The organism is Cyclobacterium sp. SYSU L10401 (assembly GCF_010993705.1).
GTDB lineage: Bacteria > Bacteroidota > Bacteroidia > Cytophagales > Cyclobacteriaceae > Cyclobacterium.
Window position 1 is genome coordinate 258,831 of record NZ_WOFO01000002.1, and the last position, 26,099, is coordinate 284,929.

At 45.0% G+C, this 26,099-nt stretch carries 17 protein-coding genes; 7 read left to right on the forward strand and 10 right to left on the reverse strand.

Features of this window, described 5'->3' with window-relative positions; translation table 11 throughout:
- Positions 1–11: 11 nt before the first annotated feature.
- The 3 genes from GL182_RS06125 to GL182_RS06135 all read left to right on the forward strand — a co-directional run bounded on the left by GL182_RS06125 (position 12) and on the right by GL182_RS06135 (position 5,736).
- Positions 12–3,521, forward strand: a complete 3,510-nt coding sequence (locus GL182_RS06125) for a molybdopterin-dependent oxidoreductase (protein ID WP_410265686.1) — start codon at positions 12–14, stop codon at positions 3,519–3,521.
- A gap of 167 nt (positions 3,522–3,688) precedes the next feature.
- Positions 3,689–5,119, forward strand: a complete 1,431-nt coding sequence (locus tag GL182_RS06130; protein ID WP_163378776.1) for a rubredoxin — start codon at positions 3,689–3,691, stop codon at positions 5,117–5,119.
- 224 nt (positions 5,120–5,343) lie between these two features.
- Complete coding sequence (locus tag GL182_RS06135) at positions 5,344–5,736, forward strand: DUF7009 family protein (protein ID WP_163378777.1); 393 nt, start codon at positions 5,344–5,346, stop codon at positions 5,734–5,736.
- A gap of 20 nt (positions 5,737–5,756) precedes the next feature.
- Here GL182_RS06135 and cobA read toward each other — a convergent pair whose 3' ends face one another.
- Positions 5,757–6,521 carry a uroporphyrinogen-III C-methyltransferase gene (gene cobA / locus GL182_RS06140; RefSeq protein WP_163378778.1) on the reverse strand — a complete coding sequence of 255 codons (765 nt, stop codon included), beginning with the start codon at positions 6,519–6,521 and terminating at the stop codon, positions 5,757–5,759.
- 162 nt (positions 6,522–6,683) lie between these two features.
- Here cobA and nirB point away from each other — a divergent pair, with 162 nt between their 5' ends.
- The 4 genes from nirB to GL182_RS06160 all read left to right on the forward strand — a co-directional run bounded on the left by nirB (position 6,684) and on the right by GL182_RS06160 (position 12,262).
- Positions 6,684–9,179, forward strand: coding sequence for a nitrite reductase large subunit NirB (gene nirB / locus GL182_RS06145; RefSeq protein WP_163378779.1), 2,496 nt, complete (start codon positions 6,684–6,686; stop codon positions 9,177–9,179).
- 51 nt (positions 9,180–9,230) lie between these two features.
- Positions 9,231–9,608, forward strand: coding sequence for a nitrite reductase small subunit NirD (nirD, locus tag GL182_RS06150; RefSeq protein ID WP_163378780.1), 378 nt, complete (start codon positions 9,231–9,233; stop codon positions 9,606–9,608).
- A gap of 131 nt (positions 9,609–9,739) precedes the next feature.
- A complete protein-coding gene (locus tag GL182_RS06155; RefSeq protein ID WP_163378781.1) occupies positions 9,740–11,563 on the forward strand; it encodes an ATP-binding protein in 1,824 nt (607 codons plus the stop codon).
- A gap of 18 nt (positions 11,564–11,581) precedes the next feature.
- Positions 11,582–12,262, forward strand: a complete 681-nt coding sequence (locus tag GL182_RS06160) for a response regulator transcription factor (RefSeq protein ID WP_163378782.1) — start codon at positions 11,582–11,584, stop codon at positions 12,260–12,262.
- Positions 12,263–12,271: 9 nt separating this feature from the next.
- Here the strand turns inward: GL182_RS06160 and GL182_RS06165 are convergent, their stop codons facing one another.
- From GL182_RS06165 to GL182_RS06205, 9 genes are all read right to left on the reverse strand, one after another.
- A complete protein-coding gene (locus GL182_RS06165) occupies positions 12,272–13,600 on the reverse strand; it encodes a carotene biosynthesis protein (protein ID WP_205603594.1) in 1,329 nt (442 codons plus the stop codon).
- 11 nt (positions 13,601–13,611) lie between these two features.
- Positions 13,612–14,499 (reverse strand): hypothetical protein, encoded by an 888-nt coding sequence (locus tag GL182_RS06170; RefSeq protein ID WP_163378783.1) that lies wholly within the window; start codon positions 14,497–14,499, stop codon positions 13,612–13,614.
- 67 nt (positions 14,500–14,566) lie between these two features.
- Positions 14,567–15,283, reverse strand: coding sequence for a glycosyltransferase family 2 protein (locus GL182_RS06175; protein WP_163378784.1), 717 nt, complete (start codon positions 15,281–15,283; stop codon positions 14,567–14,569).
- 140 nt (positions 15,284–15,423) lie between these two features.
- The gene (locus GL182_RS06180) at positions 15,424–16,899 is read right to left on the reverse strand and encodes a cellulose synthase family protein (protein WP_163379132.1); all 1,476 of its coding nucleotides are present in this window, start codon (positions 16,897–16,899) and stop codon (positions 15,424–15,426) included.
- Positions 16,896–18,443, reverse strand: a complete 1,548-nt coding sequence (locus tag GL182_RS06185) for a 4Fe-4S binding protein (protein WP_163378785.1) — start codon at positions 18,441–18,443, stop codon at positions 16,896–16,898. Before GL182_RS06185 ends, GL182_RS06180 begins: the two co-directional genes overlap by 4 nt.
- 116 nt (positions 18,444–18,559) lie before the next feature.
- A complete protein-coding gene (locus GL182_RS06190; protein ID WP_163378786.1) occupies positions 18,560–19,909 on the reverse strand; it encodes an NAD(P)/FAD-dependent oxidoreductase in 1,350 nt (449 codons plus the stop codon).
- A gap of 272 nt (positions 19,910–20,181) precedes the next feature.
- On the reverse strand, positions 20,182–21,276 hold the full coding sequence (locus GL182_RS06195; protein WP_240469697.1) for a PAS domain-containing sensor histidine kinase: 1,095 nt from the start codon (positions 21,274–21,276) through the stop codon (positions 20,182–20,184).
- 507 nt (positions 21,277–21,783) lie between these two features.
- Complete coding sequence (locus GL182_RS06200; protein WP_163378787.1) at positions 21,784–23,301, reverse strand: sialidase family protein; 1,518 nt, start codon at positions 23,299–23,301, stop codon at positions 21,784–21,786.
- Positions 23,302–23,385: 84 nt separating this feature from the next.
- Entirely contained in the window at positions 23,386–26,091 is a 2,706-nt protein-coding gene (locus GL182_RS06205; protein ID WP_163378788.1) for a sodium:solute symporter family transporter, read from the reverse strand.
- Positions 26,092–26,099 lie beyond the last annotated feature (8 nt).

Consider the following 26,099-nt stretch of genomic DNA (forward strand, 5'->3'; position numbering starts at 1 on the left):
CAAGCATGTCAATGGCCAGTTATAAAAGCACCTGTTCTTACTGTGGCGTAGGCTGTGGGATCAACGTACAGAAGGACAAAAAAGGAAAAATCTCCATAGAGGGAGATCCTGAACACCCCGTCAACAAGGGAATGCTATGTTCCAAAGGCATGAACCTCCATTATGTAGTAGAAGACAAGTCAGACCGGCTGCTTCATCCCCAAATTCGTTGGGGTAAAAACCATCCTTTAGAAAAAGTGAATTGGAACACCGCATTGGACAGGGCCAGTGCAGTATTTAATGCCATCATACAAAAACACGGAGCGGATTCTGTGGCTTTTTACGTTTCCGGTCAATGCCTTACCGAAGAATATTATCTGGTCAATAAATTGGCCAAAGGTTTTCTGAAAACCAACAATGTAGACACCAACTCCCGGCTATGCATGAGTTCCGCTGTCATTGGCTACATCAAAACCCTGGGAGAGGACAGTGTACCCATCGCTTACGAGGACATTGAGTTGGCAGATTGCTTTTTTGTAGCCGGTGCCAATCCGGCCTGGTGCCATCCCATACTTTGGAGAAGGATAGAAAAGCATAAGGAATCCCATCCGGATGTGAAAATAATTCTGGTAGACCCTCGCAGCACCCAGAGTTGCTCGATAGCAGACATCCATTTGCAAATCATTCCGGGCACAGATGAAGTCCTTTATCATGCCCTAGGCAGGTGTCTGATTGAGCAGGGAGACATTGACCTGGAATTTATAACCCATCATACGGACGGTTTTGATGCCTACAAAGAACAGGTACTGAAGACATCCCTTCAAGAGGCTGCGGAGATTTGCGGAGTGCCCATGGAAGACATCAAAACTGCCGCCTCCTATATTGGGAATGCCAGCGGCTTCCTCACGCTCTGGACCATGGGACTCAACCAGAGTGCGGATGGTGTCAATAAAAACCTGGCATTGATCGACCTGAACCTGGTCACCGGCCATATAGGTAAACCAGGTTCTGGCCCATTCAGCCTTACCGGACAACCCAATGCGATGGGGGGCCGGGAAGTGGGTGGCATGGCCACCTTGCTGGCCGCTCACAGGAACCTCAAAAATCCGGAAGACAGGGCGGAAGTAGCCAAATTTTGGGGAGTTGAAAGCATATCTGAAAAACCCGGTAAAACTGCTACCCAAATATTTGAAGGTATAGAAGAAGGAACCATCAAAGCCATTTGGATTATCTGCACGAATCCCCTGGTAAGTATGCCCGACGCACGGAAGATAGAGGCTGCCCTGAAAAAAGCGAAATTCGTTGTGGTACAGGACATTTCCAGCAAGAGCGAGGCCATACCCTATGCTGACCTGGTGCTTCCTGCTGCCGGTTGGGGAGAAAAGGAAGGTACCATGACCAATTCCGAAAGGAGGATCAGCCACCTAAGTCAATTTACCAAAGCTCCCGGAGAGGCCCTTCCTGATGCTGAAATACTCATGCGATTTGCACAAAAAATGGGATTTCACGGGTTTAACTTTCGCAACATGGCAGAAGTTTATGCTGAGTATTGCCAAATGACCAAGGGTACCAACATCGATATATCCGGCTTGGATTATGGTCACCTCAAAAACAAGGGAACGGTACAATGGCCCTTTCCCGACAAAACCCAGGGTGGGACCAGTCGGCTCTTTACCAACAAAAGATTCCATACCCCCAATGGCCGGGCACAAATACAGGTCTCCGGACCAAAAGGCAGCTACGAAAAACCAACGCCTGATTTTCCGCTTATTTTAACCACCGGCAGGATCAGGGACCAATGGCATACCATGACCCGCACAGGCAAGGTCAACCGGCTTAAAAAGCACCTGCCCGGACCATTTCTGGAAATCCACCCGGAAGATGCCAACGAAAGGGGCATTGGGCAAGGCAGCACGGTACTGGTCTCCGGCAACCGGGGAGAAGTACGTGTCCATGCCCAAATCACCGATAAAATTAAAAAGGGGGTAGTTTTTCTTCCCATGCACTGGGGTAAAATCCTTCAGAACGATTTTGCCCGGGCCAACAACCTGACCGGCAACGGTATCGATCCGGTTTCGAAGCAACCCGACTTCAAGTATTCTACAGTGCAAGTGGGGCCCTACAAGAAACCAAAGCAGAAAATTGTCATCATAGGCGCAGGGGCAGCAGCTTACCGTTTTGTCAATTCCTATCGGGAATTCAACCAGGAAGATGAAATTCATGTGTTTTCCAAAGAGAAACATCCTTTTTACAACCGGGTCTTGCTTCCCGATTACGTCAACCAGCACAGGGACTGGGAAGAGCTGTTAAAATTCAAATCTTCCACGGATATGGATAAGCTCAACATCCACCTGTATGTAGAAAATGGCATCGAATCCATAGACCGTTCCAATAAAACGGTAACCGATGAAAAAGGAAGGGTACATCATTATGGGACCTTGATCATGGCTACGGGTAGTCGGGCCTTTATCCCGGGAGATGCCCCCATGCATTTACCCGGAGTATTTACCATGCGCAATAGAGAAAATGCAGATGAATTAAAGGAATACCTGGATTTTCAGGGACATGTACTGATCGTTGGCGGAGGTTTACTTGGACTGGAACTGGCGGCGGCACTTCGGGAAATCAACCTGAAAGTTACCATCGTTCAGCTGGGATCCAGGCTAATGGAAAGACAGTTGGATCCTATGGCCAGTTCCTTACTTCGTGAAAAGCTGGAAGAAATGGGGGTACAACTTTATATGAATAACCAGTTATCCCACCTGCAGACCCATGGAAACAGCAAAAAGCTCACTGCCAGCCTGAAAAGCGGGCAAACCCTGGAATGCAATGCAGTGGTTTACGCCATAGGCACGCGGCCGAATATTGAACTGGGCAAATCTGCCGGCTTGATTTGTGGCCGTGGGATACAGGTCAATGATTACCTGCAAACCAGTGATCCTGACATTTTTGCCATGGGAGAAATCGCTGAGCACAAGGGAAAACTTAACGGCATCACCGCTGCAGCTGAAATGCAGGCCGATATTGCCGCACGGTTTGTTACGGGTGATTTGCTCAGCATCTATAAAGGGAGTATTCCAATGAATATCCTTAAATTTGCCAACCTGGACCTTTGCTCCATTGGTATAGCGGAGGTTCCTCCCAATGCTGATGGATACGAGGAAATTCTGCTAATTGACACTTCGCAGACCTACTATAAAAAATGCATTGTGTACCAGGACAAGCTGGTAGGTGCCATTCTGATGGGGGACAAATCAGAATTTGCTGAATTTAAAAACCTGATTGAGGAAAAATCAGAACTTTCCTCCAAACGCCAGGAGCTTTTGCGAGGTAAATCTAACAGAGAGGAAATGATGGGAGAAATGGTTTGTTCCTGTGGCAATGTCGGCAATGATAACATCCGCAATGCCATCCATTCGGGATGTAGGGAGTTTCGCCAGCTTTGCCAACAAACAGGAGCAGGTCTGGGATGCGGAAGTTGTAAACCGGAAGTAAAAGGGATACTGGACAGGGAGTTGCAGGCCCTGGTAATGTCTGGCTGAAAAAACCCTGTACCGTTTGCTTCAGTTTCAAGTCCTGCATCTCACCTGACTGCTCGCTGAAACCAATGAATAACCAAAACAAGGAGATAATTTGACTTTCTAAAGGAAATTAGCTGGTTACCAATAAAATAATTAGCTTCCCCTATGGGCAAGCCAGATAAAACGATATGCAAAAAGAAGATTTAGTCAGGGTTTTTGTGAAAGGAGGAATCATTTCTCCCGGAGACTTCCTGAAAATGATCCTAACAGCCAATGAACTTGGTGCCGGATACATTCACCTGGGCTCCAGGCAGGATGTTCTCTTTCCCCTTAAAAACAAGAACCTGGAAACCCTTTCCCGTACGTTTCAGGCCATCGATACTGCATACGATACAGATGGGGAAGAATTCCAAAATATCGTTTCCTCCTACCCTGCCCTTGACGTGATGCCTACCACCCACTGGTTGGCATCTCACACCTATCATTATATCCTGGACACCTTTGATTACAGGCCAAAACTTAAAATCAATATCACAGATCCGGTCCAAAACCTGGTCCCACTTTTTACCGGCAACATCAATTTTGTGGCATCGTCAATTGACAATTACTGGTACCTGTACCTGAGATTTTCAGAAATTAGCCCTAAGCCCTGGGCAGCTCCAGACCTGATCTACGGCTATGACCTGGCCAAAATTGCCAAAGAAATAGAAGCAATCAACCCGGTAAAAAGTGGATGGAAATACGAAGAAATCTACCAAAAAGTCAAAACTTCCCTGTCCCCCAATAGTCTAAAAGTCGAACATGAACTGGACTATCCGGAATCTAATTCCCCCTATTACGAAGGCATGAATCGCATTGTCGGAGGTAAGTATTGGCTGGGACTTTACTGGCGAAACAACAAGTTTACCATTAACTTTCTTAAAGCGCTTTGCCAACTTTGTGTGGCCACAAATATTGGTAAGATATGCCTCACACCCTGGAAATCCATCATCATTAAGGGAATAGCTGAAAAAGACCGTTTAAGTTGGGAAAAGCTATTGGGTAAGTTTGGCATAAATATCCGGCATAGTTCCCTGGAACTCAACTGGCATTTGCCCGTAATGGATGAAGAAGCCCTTGGAATAAAAAATTACCTGGTAAGGGCTTTGGACAAACAGGATATCAGTACCTATGGATTGAGCTTTTCCGTCAAGACCAGACACATGGCCTTATTTACTTCAGTGGCCATAGAAAAAGCAAAAAAAAACAGGCCAGATGATCCGGATGCGTTCAATATCTTGTACTCGAAAGATTTCAATCCCAACCTTTCTGAGTATTTTTACTTTGTGAAAAATGTACCCATAGAAACATTGCCACCCTTATTGATCGAATTGAGTTATAAATACTACGACCAATTGGAAGTTCCCAAGTCTCCTGAATCCACTGACGACAAGCCCGTCGCCCATAGAAAGCACCTAAGGAAATACCAATGTGAAAGTTGCCTTACCGTTTATGATGAAAAATACGGTGACCCTGCATCAGATATACTGCCCGGAACCTCATTTTTGAAACTTCCTGACAGCTATATTTGTCCCCTTTGTGAAAACCCAAAATCGGCATTTAAGCGAATCGATCAATAAATCATTAAATCATATGAAATCGACACGATTAAAATCATCATTAAACATACAGGGTAATGATGATTTTAATCGTCAAAGATTCCATCTGACCAATTAAAAAAATATAAACAGATGAAATCGAGCATGACGTACCCGTCACACACCGGGATGATTATAAACCATGCGAGATTCTCCCGATGTGATCGGGACAGGCTATGTGACCGCTAAAAGACAATTATAAACACATGAAACTCAGGATCAATAACAATTCCATCCGGCTCAGGTTGAGCCAGTCAGAAGTGGATACCATCGGACAGGGCTTACAGCTCTGTCAGGAGCTTCACCTGGGCAATAAACAGGTTTTTTCTTATAAACTGATTCCCTGTGATGCCGCTGATTTTCCCAAGGCTTCCTTTATCGCACAAAAGCTGGAAGTACGGCTTCCTGCCCATCGTGCTACTGCCTGGGCGCAAACCGATGAAGTCAGCTTACGTCATGTTCAGGATGAAGGTACTGATCTGGCTTGTACGATCCTGGTAGAAAAAGATTTTCAATGCCTGCACCAAAGGCCTGGTGAAGACGAAAGCGACAACTTTCCAAACCCCAACTCTTTGGAGGATGATCAAGATTTTGGATAAATAATGGATCTGTTTTTAATTCATTTAACCCAATTTATTTCCTTTTGTACCTTTTTCATCAGTTCCCTTTCCCTGACCACCTTTCCAATAAGGATAATGGCCGGAGCACCAAGCCCTGCTTCTTCCTGCAGGGAAAGAATAGTACTTAAATCTCCTGTGATAGACCGTTCATTGGTTTTACTTCCATTTTGAATCAGGGAAATGGGTTCATCCTCACCCCGGTACTTTTTAAATATTCCTACGATTTCAGGAAGTTTCTTTAATCCCATAAGGACCACCACCGTAGCCGAGGATTGAGCGGCAAAATACAGGTCCTTTCCTGTACTCTGGTCTTTCAATGTGCCTGTCACTACCCAAAAACTTTCGTTTATACCCCGCTTGGTCAAGGGAATGCCACCTAGGCCAGGAACGGCCATGGCACTGCTGATTCCAGGAACATACGTGGTGGGAATCCCATGCTTATGGGCGTATTCCAACTCCTCATGACCCCGGCCAAATACGTAAGGATCACCTCCCTTGAGCCTGACTACATGGCCAAAGGTGGACGCATAATTGATGATCATGCGGTTGATCTCCTTTTGCTGTCGGAAATGCATCCCGGCACTTTTCCCTACGTAAATCTTGAGAGAAGTCTGAGGCGCATACTCCAATAATGCCTCATTGGCCAGGGCATCATAAAGAACGACATCAGCACTTTCCAGTGCTTTAATCGCTTTCAATGTAATCAAATCAGGGTCTCCGGGCCCCGCCCCGACCAGGGTTAATCTTGCTTCCACGTCTTTCATGCCTATTTACTACTTATTTACTTAAAACAAATTTAAGTATTTTTTTACGTATTTTTACGTATTATTAAAAAATTTATTTACCTTAGCTTTTGAATTCAGCATAAGGATTCAGTTGTATTACTTAGGAAAGTAATTTTTCCTTTATTAGAAAAATGAATCGGCATGACAAGGATAATAGTAATAGGAAACGGGATGGTAGGCTACAAGTTTTGCGAGAAACTGTTAGCTGCCTCTTCCCATGGGGACTTTCAAATCACGGTATTCGGAGAAGAACCATGGCCGGCTTACGACAGGGTTCATTTAAGTACCTATTTTTCCGGGTCCAAGGTAGATGACTTGAGTATGGCTCCTCGCACCTGGTATCAGGAAAAGGGGATTGAGCTGCGGACCAATGAACTCATTGTAGCCATCGACCGGGAACAAAAAAAGGTGATCAGCCATTCGGGTACAGCCAGGCACTATGACAAGCTGGTGCTGGCCACAGGTTCGGCTGCATTTGTCCCTCCCATCAGAGGTGTAGAAAAGAAGGGGGTTTTCGTATACCGGACCATTGAAGACCTGGATGCTATTATGGCCTTTGGAAAAACGGCCAGATCTGCGGCAGTTATTGGAGGAGGTCTACTTGGACTGGAAGCAGCCAAAGCCGTCATGGACATGGGACTAGACACCCATGTTATTGAATTTACCCCAAAATTAATGCCGCGGCAATTGGATGAGGCCGGTTCTGCCATCCTGAAATCAAAACTGGAGGACCTGGGCATTTCCATCCACCTGAGCAAAAATACGACAACAATCCATGGAAACGGAAAACTTACCGGTCTGGAATTTGCGGACGGATCCGATTTATCCGTAGACATGCTGGTCATTTCTGCCGGCATCAAACCCCGTGATGAGCTGGCCAAAACCTGTGGATTGTCCACCGCTCCCCGTGGTGGAATCATCGTCAACGAATCTCTTCAAACCGAAGATGATCCCGACATTTTTGCCATTGGAGAGGCGGCCTCCTGTCAAAACATGATATATGGTCTGGTAGCTCCGGGTTATGAAATGGCCAGCCAGGTAGTCAACCAGCTTTGTGGTAAAGCATCCAAACCATTCCTGGGTTTTGACATGTCTACCAAACTGAAACTTCTAGGCGTGGATGTGGCCAGCTTCGGCGATCCTTTCGGAGAAACCGAATCCACCAAAGCCATCGTTTATGAAAACAAAAATTCCGGCATATACAAAAGAATCAATGTCTCAAAAGATGGTAAACGACTTTTAGGTGGCCTGTTGGTGGGAGATGCAACAGCCTACGGCATGCTGTTGCAAATGACCCAAAACCAGCTGCCCTTGCCTCCAAAGCCGGAAGACCTGATCCTTGGCAACAGGGATGGGCAAGCCACTGAGGGAGCAGGGTTCAAAAGCCTTCCTGCCGAGGTGCAAATATGCTCTTGCGAAAACGTCACCAAAGGAGATATCTGTCAACTTATCGAAAACGAGGGTCTTGGCAGTTTGGACGAAATCAAGTCCTGCTGTAAAGCCGGAACAGGTTGTGGTGGCTGTGTTCCAATGGTCAATGATTTGCTTAAACACCAACTCAAAGCCCTTGGAAAGCAGGTCAAAAATAACCTTTGTGAACATTTTGATTATTCCCGTCAGGAACTTATGGATTTGGTAAAAATAAAAGACATCCGAAGCTACGATGAACTGATAGATCAATTTGGAAAAGGAGACGGCTGCGAGATATGCAAACCTGCGGTTGCATCCATCCTTGCCAGTACCTGGAACGAATTGATTACCAGGCAGGACACCATCCAGGACACCAATGACCGGTACCTGGCCAATATTCAAAAAGGCGGCACCTATTCTGTAGTGCCCAGGATACCCGGAGGAGAGATCACACCGGAAAAACTGATCGTCATTGGTCAGGTAGCCAAAAAATACGGCCTATACACCAAAGTTACCGGTGGACAACGGATAGACATGTTTGGTGCAAGGGTGGACCAGCTTCCTGACATTTGGGAGGAGCTGATCGATGCCGGATTTGAAAGTGGTCATGCCTATGGCAAATCGCTGAGAACGGTAAAAAGCTGTGTGGGATCTACCTGGTGCCGCTACGGTGTACAGGATGCAGTTTCTTTCGCCATTCAGGTAGAAGAAAGGTACCGGGGTCTGCGATCTCCCCACAAATTAAAGGGGGCTGTATCCGGTTGTATTCGAGAATGTGCCGAAGCCCAAAGCAAGGACTTTGGCCTTATCGCCACGGAGAAAGGCTGGAACCTTTATGTCTGTGGCAATGGGGGTTCCAAACCTCAACATGCCCAACTCCTTGTCAATGATGTAGATAGGGAAACTGTTTTGAAATACATCGACCGCTTTCTGATGTTTTATATCCGGACCGCAGAACCATTGAACAGAACGGCCACCTGGCTGAACAAACTGGAAGGGGGGGTGGATTATCTTCGTGATGTGGTGGTGAATGACACACTGGGAATTGGGGAAACATTGGAAAAAGAGATGGAATTTATGATACAAACTTATGCCTGCGAATGGAAGGAAGTAGTCAATAATCCCCAACTCAGAGCCAAATTCAAACATTTCGTTAACGATGACGGTGGAGACCCTTCCGTAGCCTTTCAGGAAATGCGTGGGCAAAAAATCCCGGCATCCTGGTGATAGCTTCAGCACAATCCATTAATATACATCATCAACCTTTAGTTTTATATCATGTCAGCAAATTTGGAAAAATACCAAACGGCAGCTACGTCCCGGATCACTACCTGGTTTAAAGCTGCCCCTGTAAGCGCACTTCCGGAAAACGGAGGTGCCTGTATCAAATACAAAGACCTGCAAATTGCCATTTACAAATTCAGCCGAAGGAATGAATGGTATGCCTGTCAGAACCTGTGCCCCCACAAGATGCAAATGGCATTGTCCCGGGGGATGATTGGTTCTCAAGGAGACGAACCCAAAGTAGCCTGTCCCTTTCATAAAAAAACCTTTTCCCTGAAATCGGGAAAAAACCTCAATGGAGATACCTGTAGCATAGACACCTACCCTGTCAAGGTGGAGGACGGTTTTGTGTACGTAGGCTTCGAGGATTGATACCTTAACATCGGGTTGATTTGATCGGGAGCAGGGTTTGATGGACAAACCCTGCTTTTTTTTATTTTCCTTCCCCATCACTTAGTGGGAATTTTAAGTGGTTTTACGTATTTTTAAGCAGCCGATATCGCATGGAAAATCAAAATTTATCCGAAAAACCAACATTTGAAAAACTGGGCAGGTATTACCTGGTAGCCCTTTGTGCCATCGCCATTAGCATCATCGTTAGTCAGGTTCTGGTTCAGAAGTTTATCAGTGAGCAAAAGAATGACTCCAGAGTAGTCAACCTTTCGGGCAGGCAACGCATGCTGAGTCAAAGGATAAGTAAATGTGCCCTTTTATTAAAGGACAGTAGTGCTAGTGCTTCCTCAGGAAGGGAGGCTATTTTGAAAGAACTTGACCTGGCGCTGCAGGAGTGGAATGAAACTCACCAGGCGCTGCAAACGGGAAATGATGCGTTGGAAATCAATGGTAAAAACAGCAAGAAAGTTGAAGCCCTGTTTCGGGACATCGAACCTGACCATCAGCTCATGGCCCAGGCTGCTTCAAACATAGTAAATAAGCTTCGGCAGGACATCAACCTTCCTGCAGAGCATTTAAGAAGCGATATCCAAACCATCATTACCAGGGAATCGGCATTTTTGAAAGGCATGGATCTCATTGTATTCCAATATGACCATGAAGCCAAGTCTAAAGTAATGAACCTGAGGAACATTGAATTATTCCTGTTGGTGATTTCATTGGGTGTCATTATTTTTGAAATATTTTTCGTTTTCATTCCTTCGGCCAAAACCATCAGGCAAACTTTTATGAAGCTGCTCAGGTCACAGCAGAAATCAAAAAAGATGACCCTGGAATTGAGTGCCTTGTACAGTTCTCTGGAACAAGCCTATCAGGACCTACTCGAAGTAGATGTCAAAGTGGATGATTTCACCATTTATGCCAGGTGTGGAGCAGCAGGAGATTTCCGGGATTTTTCAGACCAATTTATTTCCCTGATGGAATTTGAAGCCTTTCGCCCCAAAAACCTGTTTGAATGGCTGCAAGATCAGGGATACGATGCGCAGTACCTGGAAAATATCAAAGGCATGGTTAATAGAGGTGATGCCTGGAATGGGGAAATAAAGGTAGTCAATGAAACCGGAGATTTTGTATGGCTAAAAGTGAATCTGATCCCAACTCAAAATGAATTGGGCCAAACAGATAGCATTCTTATGGTCAGCACTAACGAAACGGAGAAAAAGGAAGCAGAAGCCATTTCCCGGGAGATCAACAGGGAAAGGATAGAGAAAAAGGTAAAGGAGCAGCAATTCCGCTCAGCGCTGATATTGGAAGGGCAGGAAGAAGAAAGAAAGCGAATTTCCAGAGACATGCATGATGGCATTGGGCAGTTGCTCTCGGGCATGAAGTTCAATTTGGAAGGGATCCATTCCGTCAGTTCAGATTTCGAAAAAGACAAACTGCAAACGGCGAAAGACCTGCTCAAAAACATCATCAGGGAAGTGCGGAGGATTTCCTTTAACCTTACTCCCAATGCCCTTTCAGATTACGGGATTGTTCCTGTACTGAATAAATTTGCCCGGGAAATTACCAAAATTTCGGACCTGGAAGTAGTATTTGAGAATAAAACAGGTTTTCTGAGCAGGCTGGAAGGAAAAGTAGAAAACAACCTTTACCGGATTTGTCAGGAAGCCGTAAACAATGCCATCAAGTATTCTGCAGCCAGGGAGGTGAAAATCACCCTCTCCCACAATTCACAGACCCTGCATTTGGAAATTGAAGACAATGGAAAAGGCTTTGACATCAAAAAACTGGAAGATAAAGGCCACTTTTCTGCCTCAGGGCATGGATTATTCAACATCCGGGAAAGGGCCAATTTCATCAATGGCCAATGTGACATACGAACAGCACCGGGAAAAGGCACCAGTATCAGTATCAGTGTGCCCTTAGATTAACCGATTGAAAAAAGCATTATGGAAAAAATAAAAGTAGTTTTAGCTGATGACCACGTGGTCGTACGAAACGGCATCAAAAATCTATTGGAAAATGAAGGGGATATAACAGTGGTCGGGGAAGCTTCCAATGGAGAGGAAGCCCTGGCAGCGGTTGAAAAACTCAAGCCGGACTTATTGATCATCGATATCCGGATGCCGGTTATGAATGGATTGGAGGCCACAAAAATACTTTCCAAAAATCCGGGTTCCACCAGATCCCTGATCCTTTCCATGCACGATGATGAGGATTATATTCTGCAATCCGTCGATAGTGGTGCTGCCGGCTACCTGCTCAAGGACACCAGTAAAGATGAGTTTCTTAAAGCCATCAAAACCATCCATCAGGGGGGAAAGTATTTTAGCGGGGACATCAGTCAGGTTTTGGTCAACAGCTACCTGAATGTCAAAGACAGAAAAATCGTTCAACCGATGGGAACTGCCAAACGATACGAAATCACCAAACGGGAAAAACAAATACTTAGAATGATAGCAGATGGTATGGGCAACAAAGAAATCGCTGAACAATTGGGCAAAAGTATCCGGACCATTGAAACCCACCGGTTTAATATCATGAAAAAACTCAAGGTCAGCAATGTGGTGGAGCTACTTAAAAAGATCGAGGAAGAACCTGGATTGAAAGATCATATCGAGAACGCCTAAGCCATGCTTTCAAGGATCAAGTGAAGTGCCCTTAGAAAGGCTCCTTTGGTTTTCATAATCCCGGTAAACAATGTTTACTATGGCTATGGCCAATAAACCATATTCCAAGCCAGTGATCCATAAATTCTCCTGAAACGCCGGCTGAGCATAGGCATGATAGGATAAAAACACCAAACCAGTCCAAACCACAAAGCTGCGATTAGCCGTCAGCACGCTAATACCCAAAGCTGGAATCAGGTACCAGGGATGAACTGTGGTCTGTAGCAATAAAAAGACGAGGTACATCCATACCATTTTCGAAACCAGGGCTTCCCTGGTAAAATTCCGCTGGTACAAGCCCATTCCCAGCAAAATGAGGGCTGCAACCCCCTGCAGAGCAGGTCCTACATAAGCGATGGGATTATAGCTGACAAATAGTACCGCAATTTCTCTGACCAGGTAATAAATAGAAGCGTTGAACTCAAATTTACTTTGGTAAAGCCGAAAGCTCTGGTAGAAATGCTCTGCCCCATCCAGCAATACAATCGGGCTTAAAAAAAGAAGCACAAAAAAGCCGGCAGTCAGGGTGAATTTCCAAAATTTTCTATGGTCCCAGAAACGGATCCATACGGGTGCCAGGATAAGGGGGTTAAGCTTTACACCGATGGCCAGGGCCCAACTCAGGCCTGTTCCCAAGGCATTGTTCTTGCTGTAAAAGTAAATCGCAAGCAACAATCCCATCAAAACAAGTCCCTCAAAATGCAGGTTCCCTGTCAGTTCCATGATGACCAATGGATTAAAGGCATACCAGGAAATATGGTGAGCCGGCTTGCGCCATAGAAAAAGCAACTTTTGAAGTAACCACAAGTTAATCCCTTCCACCAACAACAAACAAATACGCAAAACCAGGACATTGAGGAAAATATGCTCTCCTGCCATGGCGGCCAGCCAGAAAAAAAGCTGATGCAATGGAGGATAAAGGGAGTAATATCCAGGGGAATTCATCTTTTCCAGTAAGGCAGCCCAGTAGGCATTATCCGGAAGACCCTGGAGTGAATCCGGCAATTCCAGGTAGGGATTGATACCTCTCAGCAACAATTGGCCATCAAAGAGGTAGCGGTAAAAATCATCTGAAAGTCCTGGCATGGACCCCAGCAACAGCAACCTTAAGCCCATCGCCAACACCAGCACCAGTACTGGTGAAAATCCTGTGTTTTTATGAAGCTTAACAAAAAAAAGGTAAGCAATAAAAGCTATACCATAAAACCCCAACAACTCCGGAAAAGCGGTTCTGGGAATCCAATAGCCCATGCCCAGCAAGCCAAACGTGATCCCGATCAAACATAGAATGGCTTTCAAGGAGTCGGGATTTATGGATTAAGATTTAATTCATCACGTAAAAATTCATCTTCCAGGGCATTTCTTGTCCAATAATCGACCACCTTCATCCCTTTGCGGGTAGCTTTGGTAATTTCCTTTTCCCCGTTTTCCAGGGTATGGGTTTCCTCCCAGGCCAGTATGGTATAGGGAAAGGCTTTTTCAAAATCAATTTTCAATTCCCTTTTTCCTGAACTATAGGTTACTTCCAGCTGCCTCCGGTTATTGCTACTATCTGTCAGACGAATAAATGCTTCTTCGGATTCAAAGTCCTGATGGGTAAATCGCTGGTAAATCAGGGAAGGCCACATCTGTACACTTCCGGTGGGGATTTGGTTGGGGTTGATCCTGATCAGGTTCCACAGGTCATCCTCTGCAAGGCCTGAGACGGAAAAACTCTTATCTCCCTCTTCCTCGAAATAAGAATACAACTGACCACTGTAATCCTCACCGCTATTCAGGTTTACCTGTGTAAAAGACTGTCCACACCACTCCTGAGACGAAGCAGTAAACTTGAGGCCCTGTGAGGCTTCCTTGGTAGGCGTGAAAGCAGAGAGCATCATGTGGTATGGGTAAATGCCGGTAAGAAAGTCCCGGGTTTGATTCATCTTGATGACCGAAATTTTGTCCCTCCCCGCTCCGTCAGGATCATCCAGCTTAACCTGCTTCTTCCTGGAGAAATCCTCTGTCACAAAAATCAAAACTGCTTCTCCTTCTCTGGGTTCACCATAGCGGTATTGGGTAAGGTCATAGCTGTTAATTTCAGCCTTTCCCTGAAACCAATATTCTCCCCAGGCTTCAAAATCCACTTCTTCCCGTTCTGGCCTGGCGCAGGAAAGAGATAAGACAAGCAACGTAAGCAACCATAAACTTTTATTCATCACCTTTCTATTTTTAGGTCAATTTAGAGAAAATAAACAACTTTATCTCATTTTTACAGGGAAGTCCTTATCGGTATTTCCAAAGGGTCCACAAGATTTTATAGCCTGCCCCTACCACCCCATGTATGGTGCCACTTACTTTGGACACCCCTATTCTTTGCCGGTAATTGACCGGAACTTCGGTATATCGCAAACCCAGTTTAACGGCCTTGATTTGCATTTCAATGGTCCATCCATAATCCTGGTCCTGCATCTCCAATTGCTTCAATTCATTCCATCGGATAGCCCTGAAAGGTCCCAAATCCGTAAATTCGGCCGAAAACATCCTTCTCATCAACCAGGTAGCCAGCCAGTTTCCAAATACCTGGGGGAAGGTCATGGAGCCCTTTTCTTTATTGCCCCTGGCCCGTGAACCGATTACCATATCATAATTCCCTGCCACCAAGACTTGAATAAGCTGGTGCATTTCTTCGGGATAATCGCTGTAATCAGCATCGAGGAAAACCACTATTTCAGGAGCAGTCTCCAGGTCGTTAAGGTATTCCATACCTTTGAGACAAGCCTTTCCATATCCTTTTTGGGGCTCATCCAGCACAATGGCACCCGCCTCTGATGCTACCTTTCGGGTATTGTCATTGGAGTTGTTGTTGACCACTACAATATTTCTTGCAAAAGATGGAATAGCTGCGATGACTTTTCCAACTGCATTTTCTTCATTGAAGGCGGGAATGAGAACGTCAATTTGTAGTTCTGAAAAGGAATCTTGCTCACTTTCAACGGTCATTTATTTGCAATTAAGGTCTTTTTTCATTTTTTATTAATTTTCTGGGCCAAGCTAAAAGAAGCTGATAGCAGTAATATGGTAATACACATACGGGTCTGGTCGCCTCTGCTTTTTGTGGTCCATAAAACATTTCAAGGGATCTAAAGCCCTTCCCTTATCCAATAGCTTTTGAAGGAAGCCAAACTCACCAGGCTAAAACCCATAGCCAGCATGGCATGAAACAGCAACATTTCATAGGTGCCTGTGTAAATGGAAAGGCCAACCAGAAAAAGGAAAACCAGGGCCAGAATCGCTTCCACATAGGTTCCGGCAGGAACTTTTAATTGGTGATACACATTGCTGACCCAGGCCCCTGGCTTTTCACCCAGATTGTATTTCGGGGTGCGAATAAAGGGCGATTTTTTACCGGTCAATCCTTCCCAAACTGCCTGCCCATTGTGTACCGAAAGCCCCATGGAAACCGAAAGAAAAACCGGTAATTCCCATAGGTAACGAATCAATCCCCTGCGTGAATAGTTGGCTAATGAAAGATTGGCGAAAAAATACACGGAAGCGATAATCACGAAACTGAGAAGAAAAAGAGCTGCTGCTTTAAAATAGAAGAGGGGAATCAGTCCCTGATAAAATCCCCACCATATGGGTATACTGCTAAGGCTTACCAACAGGACAGCGATGAATATCATGGAATTAAGCAAATGGGCTGCAGCATGAATTTTGACCTTAAGGGGAAATGAACCGGTCAAAACCTGTCTGAGATGCTTGACAGCACACTCAGCTCCACCTTTTGTCCAGCGAAATTGCTGGGATTTTATGGCAGACATAACTGGGGGAAGCTCTGCAGGTGAAACCACATCGGGCCGGTACAAAAATTTCCATCCCTTCTGCTGGGCCCGGTAGCTCAGGTCAAGGTCCTCCGTTAGTGTATCTTCCTGCCAGTTGCCCGCATCTACTATGCATGATTTTCTCCAAATGCCCCCGGTCCCGTTAAAATTGATGAAGGCCTGCTGGGCATTTCTGCCCATCTGCTCCACCATAAAATGAGCATCCAGGGCAAAGGCCTGCAAGCGGGTAAACAGGGAATAACTCTCATTCAAATGACCCCACCTGGACTGGACCATTCCTATCTGCGGGTCAGTAAAATGGGGAACTGTTTTCAACAGAAATTGAGCATCCGGGATAAAATCAGCATCAAAAATAGCAATCAAATCACCAGCGGCCTTTTCAAGTCCTGCCCGCAAGGCTCCTGCTTTGAAACCTGTTCTTTTTTCTCTGTATAGGTATTGAAAATTGGTATTTGGAAATTTTTGAAGTTCTTCCTGTATGATCGAAGAGGTTTCATCCGTACTGTCATCCAAAATCTGAATTTCTAATTTATCGGATGGGTAATCCATCCGGGCCACCGCAGCCATCAACCTGCGGACGACATATTTTTCATTAAAAACAGGCAATTGAATGGTAACTGCAGGGAGATCACTATCCGAGCTTAGGGCTGCTGCAGTCCCATTTTTTTTAAACCGGAAAAAGTACCACAACAGATTGGCCTGTGCCAGACTATAGCACAGTATAAAGCACATGGCCAAACCATATATCCCTAAAAACAAATAAATCCACATTATGATGACTTTACATTTATCGATTCATTGCCTATAATTATCGGCATATCGTTGATTCTCCCTTCTTCTGACCCATTTTCCAACTTCAATACTCCTCTGGGGCAGACTGCTGAACATACCCCACAACCCACGCAGGAAGAGCGGACGATATTTTGTCCTCTTTGGGCATACCAGCGGACATCGATTCCCATTTCGCAGTAGGTGGAGCAGTTGCCACAGGAAATGCACTGCCCACCATTGGTAGTAATCCTGAACCTGGATTTAAACCGCTGCACCATTCCCAGGTAAGCTGCCAAAGGACAACCAAACCTACACCAAACCCGGTTCCCCATAAAAGGATAAAATCCTGTACCAATAACACCTGCAAAAGCCGATCCAATCGCAAATCCATAAATAGCATGCAATTGATCCGTCGCCTGGCCCAGCAAGGAAAACTCCATGAAATAATTGGTAATGGTGATGGCGGTCATCAGCACGGCAAAAACCAGCACTCCATGGACCAGATAGCGTTCTATCTTCCAGGATTTGAGAGATTTGTCTGATAGCTGCCTGTAGGGATCTCCCAGGGTTTCGGCCAGGCCTCCACAGCCACAAACCCAGCTGCAATACCAGCGCTTGCCATAAAAGTAAGTAAAAATGGGCACCCCTATCACGATCAGTATAATACCCCAAACCAGCATAAACATGCCCAGTGCTCCGGAACTTAACATGCCATCTATGCGGTATTCATAAAAGAAGGAATAATCCAAGGGCCATATATTTTTGAAATCATGCCAGGGCATGTTAAACAAGACCAGGATTTCAGGAATAAGAAAGGCAAAGGACAACTGAAAAAACATCACCGATACGGTACGAATGGTTTGGTAATTGTTTCCCTTATACTTTCTGAACATCCTGATTCCCATCACCAAAATGGCCAGTGTATAAATCAAGCCATACAAAAACCACTGGCTGGCCGGGTTACCCGAAAGCAAATAGCTTAGTGGATCTACCATGATTACCAGATTGGCCAGGTATTCAGGGTACCAATAGAGGATAACATAAAACCCTATCAGGTAGGTCCCTGTTATAATCCCCAGCCAGCCCCTGGCTTTCATGGCCGAAAAATAAATCCCATCATGCTTGATCCCAGCAGGTACATTTCTATACAAGGGAAAAATGTAAAGCAAACCTCCCAAAACTGCCAGCCCTATGGATAATGCCATAAACAAATTCGGAGCCTCTGCCACGGGACCGGATGATGCCGCTTTTGTCAGCGGAAAAAGATAATCATCCCAGATCACTTGATCCCAGGCCTGTTCTTCTTTTAATGCCTCGTTGTAGGTATTGAAATGCTGATTATATGCTTTGATAAAAGAAAAATTGGAGGAATAAGTCTTGCCAACCATGGGTTCCAATATTTCCTGCATGGCTTCCTGGTGCATTTCTTTGGTGTGCTCCTCCACCATCGAAGGCTCAAGCTGATAAGTACCCAAAAAAGGTAGGGCTGTGAATACCAATAAACCCAGTATAAAAAGAATCAATCCAATATTTTGAAGGAATTTCATGTGTTTATAATTTTTTTTTTATGGTCAGGTAGCCTTTCCCGAAAGGGGTTTGGGAGAATTTCGCATGTTTCCCCAAAAGGTATCGGGCCATCCACCAGTCTATCTAATGGCTTATTTTATGATCTTGAACCGATTAACTTTTGAATAAATGATTGTTTGGGTAGGGTAATGGAAGTTCCCTTTTCCCGATTGTACTGGCTGAGCAATTGCTGATGGAAATTCTTGTGAAATTCAGGATTAAAATCAGCCTTATCCAACTGCCGGATTACCCTTTCTGCCTTCCAGCCTTCGCTTATGGCCCGGTCAAAAAACTCATGTCTCATTCTCCAACCAAATGCATTCATTCCCAGTATCCTGTCTTCTAAATCAAATAAAAACCTCAAGGCTACTTTTCCGGATTCGCTTTCCCAATAAAAAGACCAGCTGTCTTCGGTCCATTCAGCAGGGACCTGACCGTAGGTTTGGTATTCAATGTCAAAAAATTTAGCAGAATTAAACCAGATCCCTGGGGTATAATTCACCGCTTTCTTTTGTGTAAGGTTATGAGCCAGGGTTTCGCCATGCATGCGGCCCGTATACCATACCTGTTCTATATGCTTGCGACCCTTTCCGGGTGTTGTTTTAAATTCCGCACAATCCCCTATGGCAAAGACATCAGGTAAATTGGTGCGGAACTGATGATCCACCAGGATTCCGCGATTGGTCTCCAATTCGCTGTTTTTCAATACCTCAATATTTGGACTTACACCTGCTGTTAGTCCTACAAACTGGCAATTAATGGTCTCTCCATTGGATGTTTTTACAGCTTTAACCCTACCTGAGCTGTCTGGTATGATTTCTTCCAATGCTGTTTCCAATTTAAGGTCCACATGGTGTTCACGGATATGCCTGCCCACCAGTGCCGCTTCTTTCTTTGGAAGTACATTGTCCCAAAAACCTTTTTCCCGAACCAAAAAGGTAACCGGTATGTTTCTCGAAGCCAGCATTTCTGCCATTTCCACGCCTATCAAGCCCCCGCCTACCAATACGGCATGGTCAATATCACGGGTATTTTCCTCCATGTTTAATAGGTCCTGGTAACTGTATAAACCCTGAACCCCATTCAAATCCTGGCCTGGCCAGCCAAATTTATTGGGCTTTGAGCCGGTGGCCAGAACCAATTGCTGATAGCCCAGCACTTCTCCATCTTCAAATTTCAGTTGCTTTTGCCCAAAGTCAATTTCTTTTACCCATCCGAATCGGAGTGAAATATCATTCTTTTCCCAGAAGTCATCCGCATAGGGTTTGGTATGTTCATACGTCATGTGTCCCATATAAATATACATCAGGGCCGTTCTGGAAAAGAAATGCCTGGTTTCCGCAGATACAAGGGTAATCGGGACTTTTGGGTTGTTTTTTCGGATATGCCTGGCACAAGTCACCCCTGAAATTCCGTTACCCAGAATGACAATGTTGTTTTCAATCATTTGTGAAAATTCTCAATGTAAATACCTTTAATAAACCCACCTGTTATCAAACCGGACTTATATTACCTATCAGACGAGAAGCTGCTATTTTCCTGACAAGTTGATGAAAAAAATCAGCATTTAAAAAAATCGAAGCCTGCTTTTGAAACGCAATCGGATTGCCAAAAATATCATTTGATAGAGCAGGCTTACCACTGACGAATAATTAACCCCAACTGTAGCGAAATAGTACCATAAATAGGTTAAAATCCGGTATTTTTGTTATCATCCTCTTATCCTTTGAAAGAAATGGTGAATTTCGCTCCCTGATTGGGCTTGCTTTTGATTTCAATTTTTCCTCCCAATGCGGTGACTTGCTTGTGCACCAGGTAAAGCCCAATTCCCTGGCTGTCTTTGTGATGGTGAAACTTTTGATCAAAATCGAAAATCTTCAATTTGACTTTGTCTAAATCGAAACCAAGGCCATTGTCAATAAACTCAAGTTTAACACTACCATCCTTTTCAAAAGACCGGATCTCAATCAATGGTTTTACGTTTTGCCGGCAATATTTTATGGAGTTGGATATCAGGTTGAGAAAAATACTCTCCAGATAGGTCCTGTTGAAATGAACTTCCGGGCTCAGTGAAAAATCGGGCAAAATCACAGCTCCCGAATTGTCTACCAACGATTGAATGGTATTGATAGACTGGTTAAAAACCTCTTTAAAATTAAGTTTTTCTACCTTGACCTGCATCACATCTTCTTGCTTCAGATTGGCCAGAAAACTATCCAACATGCTTTTCAAGGCATCTGTGGATTGATTCAAAAGAGCTACCAATTCGTAGGTTTCCTGATCTTCAATTTTTTTCAGGTCCATCAATTTAAAAATGGCGAGAATGTTATTGACAGGGGCTCTTAAATCATGTGAAGCCGCAAAGGTCAATTGCTTGAGCTTATCGTTCGTTTCGCTGAGTTTTCTAATCAAATCATTCCTATGCAACTCCATTTCCTTTTTGTAAGTCACATTTTTTGCTATTCCATACAGCAATTTTTCCTCCTGCAACGGGAAAAAAGTCCAGGAAAGCCATACCATTTCCCCATTTTTGGTGAGGTAACGGTTTTCAAAATTTCTCAATGATGTATCTCCAATAGTTGTATGGTTTCGGACTTTAGCGGTAATGTCCTGATCGTCGCCATATAAAAAAGAAATTATCGGTTGGGTTAGCAATTCTTCCTCAGTATACCCCATTAATTTTTGAAAGGAAGGATTTACCTGTTTATAAAAGCCATCGTATCCTGCAATGCAAAGTAAATCCGGAGACATCTTGAAAAACAAATCCAAATCATAAGCTGAACTGTCCAAAATTTTCACTGAATCTTCTAACATCTTTGATATTTTTAAAATTGACATTCCGTCTCAAAAGTCCATTAAATTAAAATCCAACCTTTTCGGAAATTCAACGGACCTCTCTACGACCAAAAAATCAATTTCAAGTTTTTCTTTTGTACAAGTTGAATTAAACAATTACTGAGCCAAAAAAACCTGCTTCATGCGCAAAATCGATGCGTGAATTTTATAAATAAACAAATTTGTTTTTAATCTATAGAAAAATCTCATTCACCCTTGATGCTTTAAATAATTTTTTTTTACCCTTTCTCCATCAATAAAATGAAGACAAATATACAGCGATCCAGGGTTCCAAATAAAAGAATAAAAAATAACCAAATCCTCGCAGTTTCCTTTATCCTTACCGCTACCCCATGGGCTTGCTGACTATCTGTCCTCTAAATTTGACATGGCATTGCCATTATAATAAAAATCCCACCTGCCCGTCAACTGATGACAAACAGGTGGGAAAATGGATCCCTGGTAATTTCATTTAGAAGTTTATCCTTATTCCTTTATCAAATCATCCATTGGGATGATCTGAAAAGCCAAATGGACCTGGCTGCTTTCATAAATGATACCGATGTGATCACCATCAATCATGGTCAGACAAGAATAGCCGGCACTTTTCTCCTGATCCAACAATACCTGCAGGTCCTCCGGCCAGCTGTTTCCCTGGTCCATGCTGGTTTTTATGGTAATATCCTGCCTGGCTTCCGTAGAGGCCGGATTAGAGAAAAACAATACCTCCTCATTGAATTTGATCAGGCTGGCCATGCATACTGGCTCAATCAGGGCAGACCTGCTACTGGGATGGGCCTTCCAGGTTTTTCCCATGTCCGCTGTAACCGCCACAGATCGGGAACCTCCCCTGTTGTCTCTCATGTTTAACATCAGGTTTCCATCAGCCAATTCTACCACCTGAGCTTCCGTGGTATTGGATTTGGCACCTGTTCCTACCTTCCAGGACGCTCCCCGGTCTTCACTGTAAATAATGGTACTGTAGGGCATTTTATCAGCATCCTTATATTGAGCGGCAAAAACCAAGGTGCCATTCTTCATGGTAATTCCCTTTCCCGGACCATTGAAAAAAAGGTTCCAGGAAGGGTCTTTCATAGGTTCTGTGATATTGATGGATTCAGACCAGGTTTTTCCATCATCCTCAGATTTTACCAACATCATCTGCCCTGTTTCTTCCGGTTTCAGACCCGGACCGGAGCTGTTCCAGGCTGCCGTATTGGGTTTTCCATGCAACCATAAAGCCACTACCCAGATGGTGCCCGTCTCTTCATCTACCAATATGGCAGGATCTCCTATCCCATTTTGATCCTGGGGCAAGCCGCCCCACTCTCCCATATCCATGATGATTTTCATGGGCTCCCAATTTTGACCTCCATCCGTACTCCTGCTTAAGCCCACGTCAATATCTCCCTGCAAATCAGCTCCCTGCTCACGACGCACATCATAGACAGCCAATAGTGTTCCCGCTTTGCTGGTCGCCAGACCTGGAATCCTGTAAGTATGCACCCCATCGTCCCCCTTGTTTCTGAGCGATTTAGCCAGGCGGTACGGCATCAGGTTTTCCTGCCCCTGAGGCCTGACACTTTCACCTGCCAAATTCACATAAGCCACCTTTAAATCTATGCTTTCTTTTATATCAGCGTCTTTTCCTGTAGTTATGGCGATTTCGAGTTGCTGATTCCCCGCCGGCAAAACCGTTTCTGCCTCCAACAACCATTGGCCATCAGTAGCTTTGAAAGACCCCATTTTCTCCAGCCCATTATCCATCATCCGAAAAAGGGAAATGTCCATTATTTCTATGTCGGACTCCAGGTCCAATCCCATCCCGTTAAAGCTTTTCTCCGTTTTTAAATTCATTTCAAGCCGGCCTATGGTGGTAGCTTTTCCTGTAATTACCGGAACATAGGTCTGCTTCCAGGCCATGTCTTCTGATAATGGCCAATTTTTTTCGCTGTGGCAGCCAGACAGTATAAAAATCAGTAAGCAAATGTTAAGCAGTTTCATAATCACTTGATTAATAGTTTAGTTTTTTTCTGTATTGGCCTGTTATGGTTTGCCCTAACGACCTCCTTATTATCTTTTTTGCCATCAGGCCAATTCCTCTTTTACCCTTTTACCCATGGTTTTGAGGGTAAGTCCTGCCAGTTTTTCTTTGCTTGGCCTGGGAAACCATTTACTGGCCAGGTAAGCCAGCACCATGGCACTCACCAAACCGGTCAATGCATAAAGGTGGATGCTCAGCTCGGTTTGATACTTGATCACAACCTGAATGACCGCACTGCCAGAAATGCCGATCAGCGCTCCCCTTGCATTGGTGCTGGAGGAAAGTATACCAATCAGAAAGATGCCCCCCAGCCCCCCGGCAAAAAGGCCGATCAGCATATTGAATTGGTCCCAGAGCGAAGGAATGCCCATATTGGCCATCACCAGAGCAAAACCTGTCCCCAATAAACCAACGATCACGGTAATGGACCTGGCAAAAAGGAGGGAATTTTTACCTTCCCCATCGCGGGGGTACCATTGATGGTAAAAGTCGGTGGTCACCACGGTAGCCACCGAATTCATGCTGCTGTCCAGGCTGGACATGGCCGCCGCAAAAACAGCCGCAATCAATAAGCCTGACACCCCATTGGGCAATTGGGTAACGATGTACCAGGGGAAAATACTGTCGGTATTGGACATGACAGGTGATAATTCCTGGGGATGGCTGAGGTAAAACAAATACAGGGCCGTCCCTATAGAAAAGAAAATCAGGGCTGAGGGCAATGCCATCAAAGCCCCTGTCACAATACTTTTGGCGGCTGAGGATTCGTCTTTGGTGGTCAGGTACCTTTGTATCACGGTTTGATCACTGCCATACTGTACAATATTAGAGGCCAAGCCTCCCAGTAAGATGACCCAAATGGCCGTTCCTGTGAAATCCAGCCGGGTATCAAATAACTTCATTTTTTGATCCTCCATGATAAAGGTAACTAATTCCTCCCAACTCAAATCAATGCTGAATACCATCAGCACCAAACACATCAGGGCTCCCCCTAACAATACCACTACCTGGATCACATCTGTCCAAATGACGGCTTCAATTCCCCCCAAGACGGTGTACAAAATACTCAATACTCCCATTAAAAGGATGCAGGCCATGACATCAATGTCGGTAATCACTGCAAGTGCCAGAGAAGGCAGCAACAATACGATACCTAACCTTCCCAGCTGCAGGGCAATATAAATCAGGCTTCCCAGCAGACGAATGGTTTTGTCAAACCTCATCTCCAGGTATTCATATGCTGAGGTGAGGTTAAGCCGTCTGAAAAAAGGCAAAAACCAAAAAATGATAATGGGAGAAACCATTATGATCGTCATGAGTAGCCAAAACAATGTCCAGTCAGTGGCAAAGGTTTTGGAAGGGATCGCCATGAAAGTGATGGCACTGAGCTGAGTACCGAAAACGCTGATTCCCGCGGCCCACCAAGGCACCCTTCCTCCTGCCTTGAAAAAATCTGTAACGGAGGTTTGTTTTTTGGAAATGATAATCCCCATAACCACCAAAATTCCCAGGTACGAACCCAGTACTGAATAATTCACCCAGCCAAAACCTTCTTTTTTTGAAAGTTTCATCCCACGGATGGCAGGAGTTCTGGTTCCGGGGCTAACTTCTCCCGAAGGCAGGATAAGTTCCCCTTCCCAAAATACAGCAGTAGTGGTTACCGGGCCCTGGAAAGGCATATCGGCCAACCGGGACCAGGTGCCTGTCACCGCATGATAGGCCAATACCCTTTGACTGAAACCCGGGTGCGCATCCAACATTCCATTTCTTTCTGCTATCAACTGTAAGGAATCTGACCTACTCAAAGTAGCATCCTCCAGGTTAAGGGCAATTTGCTCCAGTTGCCGGTACAATATTCCTTCATCTCCACCCAACAGCAAGATATGACCGGAACCAAAAGCTGCTGCTGTGCCTGCTGCCAATGGAATCGCTTTACCCTGTCCGTCTTCTATGTTTCCCTGCCTTACCCATTCTTTCCTCATCGGGGAGTAGGACAGAAAATCGTCATAAAAGTAGGCAGGCGCATCTGTCTGCTTTCTTCTTCCACCGGCTAAAAATATTTTTTGCTCCCTGCCGTCATGCTGCACGGCCATCATCGCATGAGACCGGCCTTGTCCCGGAATAGGTGGTAATGCCTCCCACACCGCTCCCGGGTCATTGATGTCAAGCCGGTAAAATCGATTCCATACCTCCTGATTTTCACCTCCTGCCAGGTAAACATAACCTTCGACATAAACAGCTGATCCATTAGCCAGTTCCATAGGAAGAGCAATACCTTCTTTCAAAGCAACTTTTTGATTGTTACTGTCCCAGGATATCCACCAGGTGCTGTTGTGGTACCCCTCTTCATTCTCTCCCCCTAAACAGAAAAGCCCTTTGGGCGTACTCACAGATGCCCCATAGGCCATGCTTACCGGAAGCCGTATGTCAATACCCTCCACCCATCTGGCCTCGGCTTTGTCTTTTTCCAGTACGAAAATCCTATCCCAGAATTTTTTCTCCCCTCCCTTCCAGGGTTTTTTATCTGGAAAATTAGCTCCTCCAGCCAGTATCAATGCCCCGTTGTGTGTACCGGCATACATTCCGGCATATCCCAGGGAAACACTTTGCTCCGGCCAGGCAGGCAGCTCCGCTACCCTTTCCCAATTATAATCACCATAGGTCTTCGGTACTCCCTGTGCCCAGAGTTGGCTCCACAGCAACGGACACAAGATCAGGTAAAAAAGAATCGATTTATACACTTTTACCATAGCAGGGA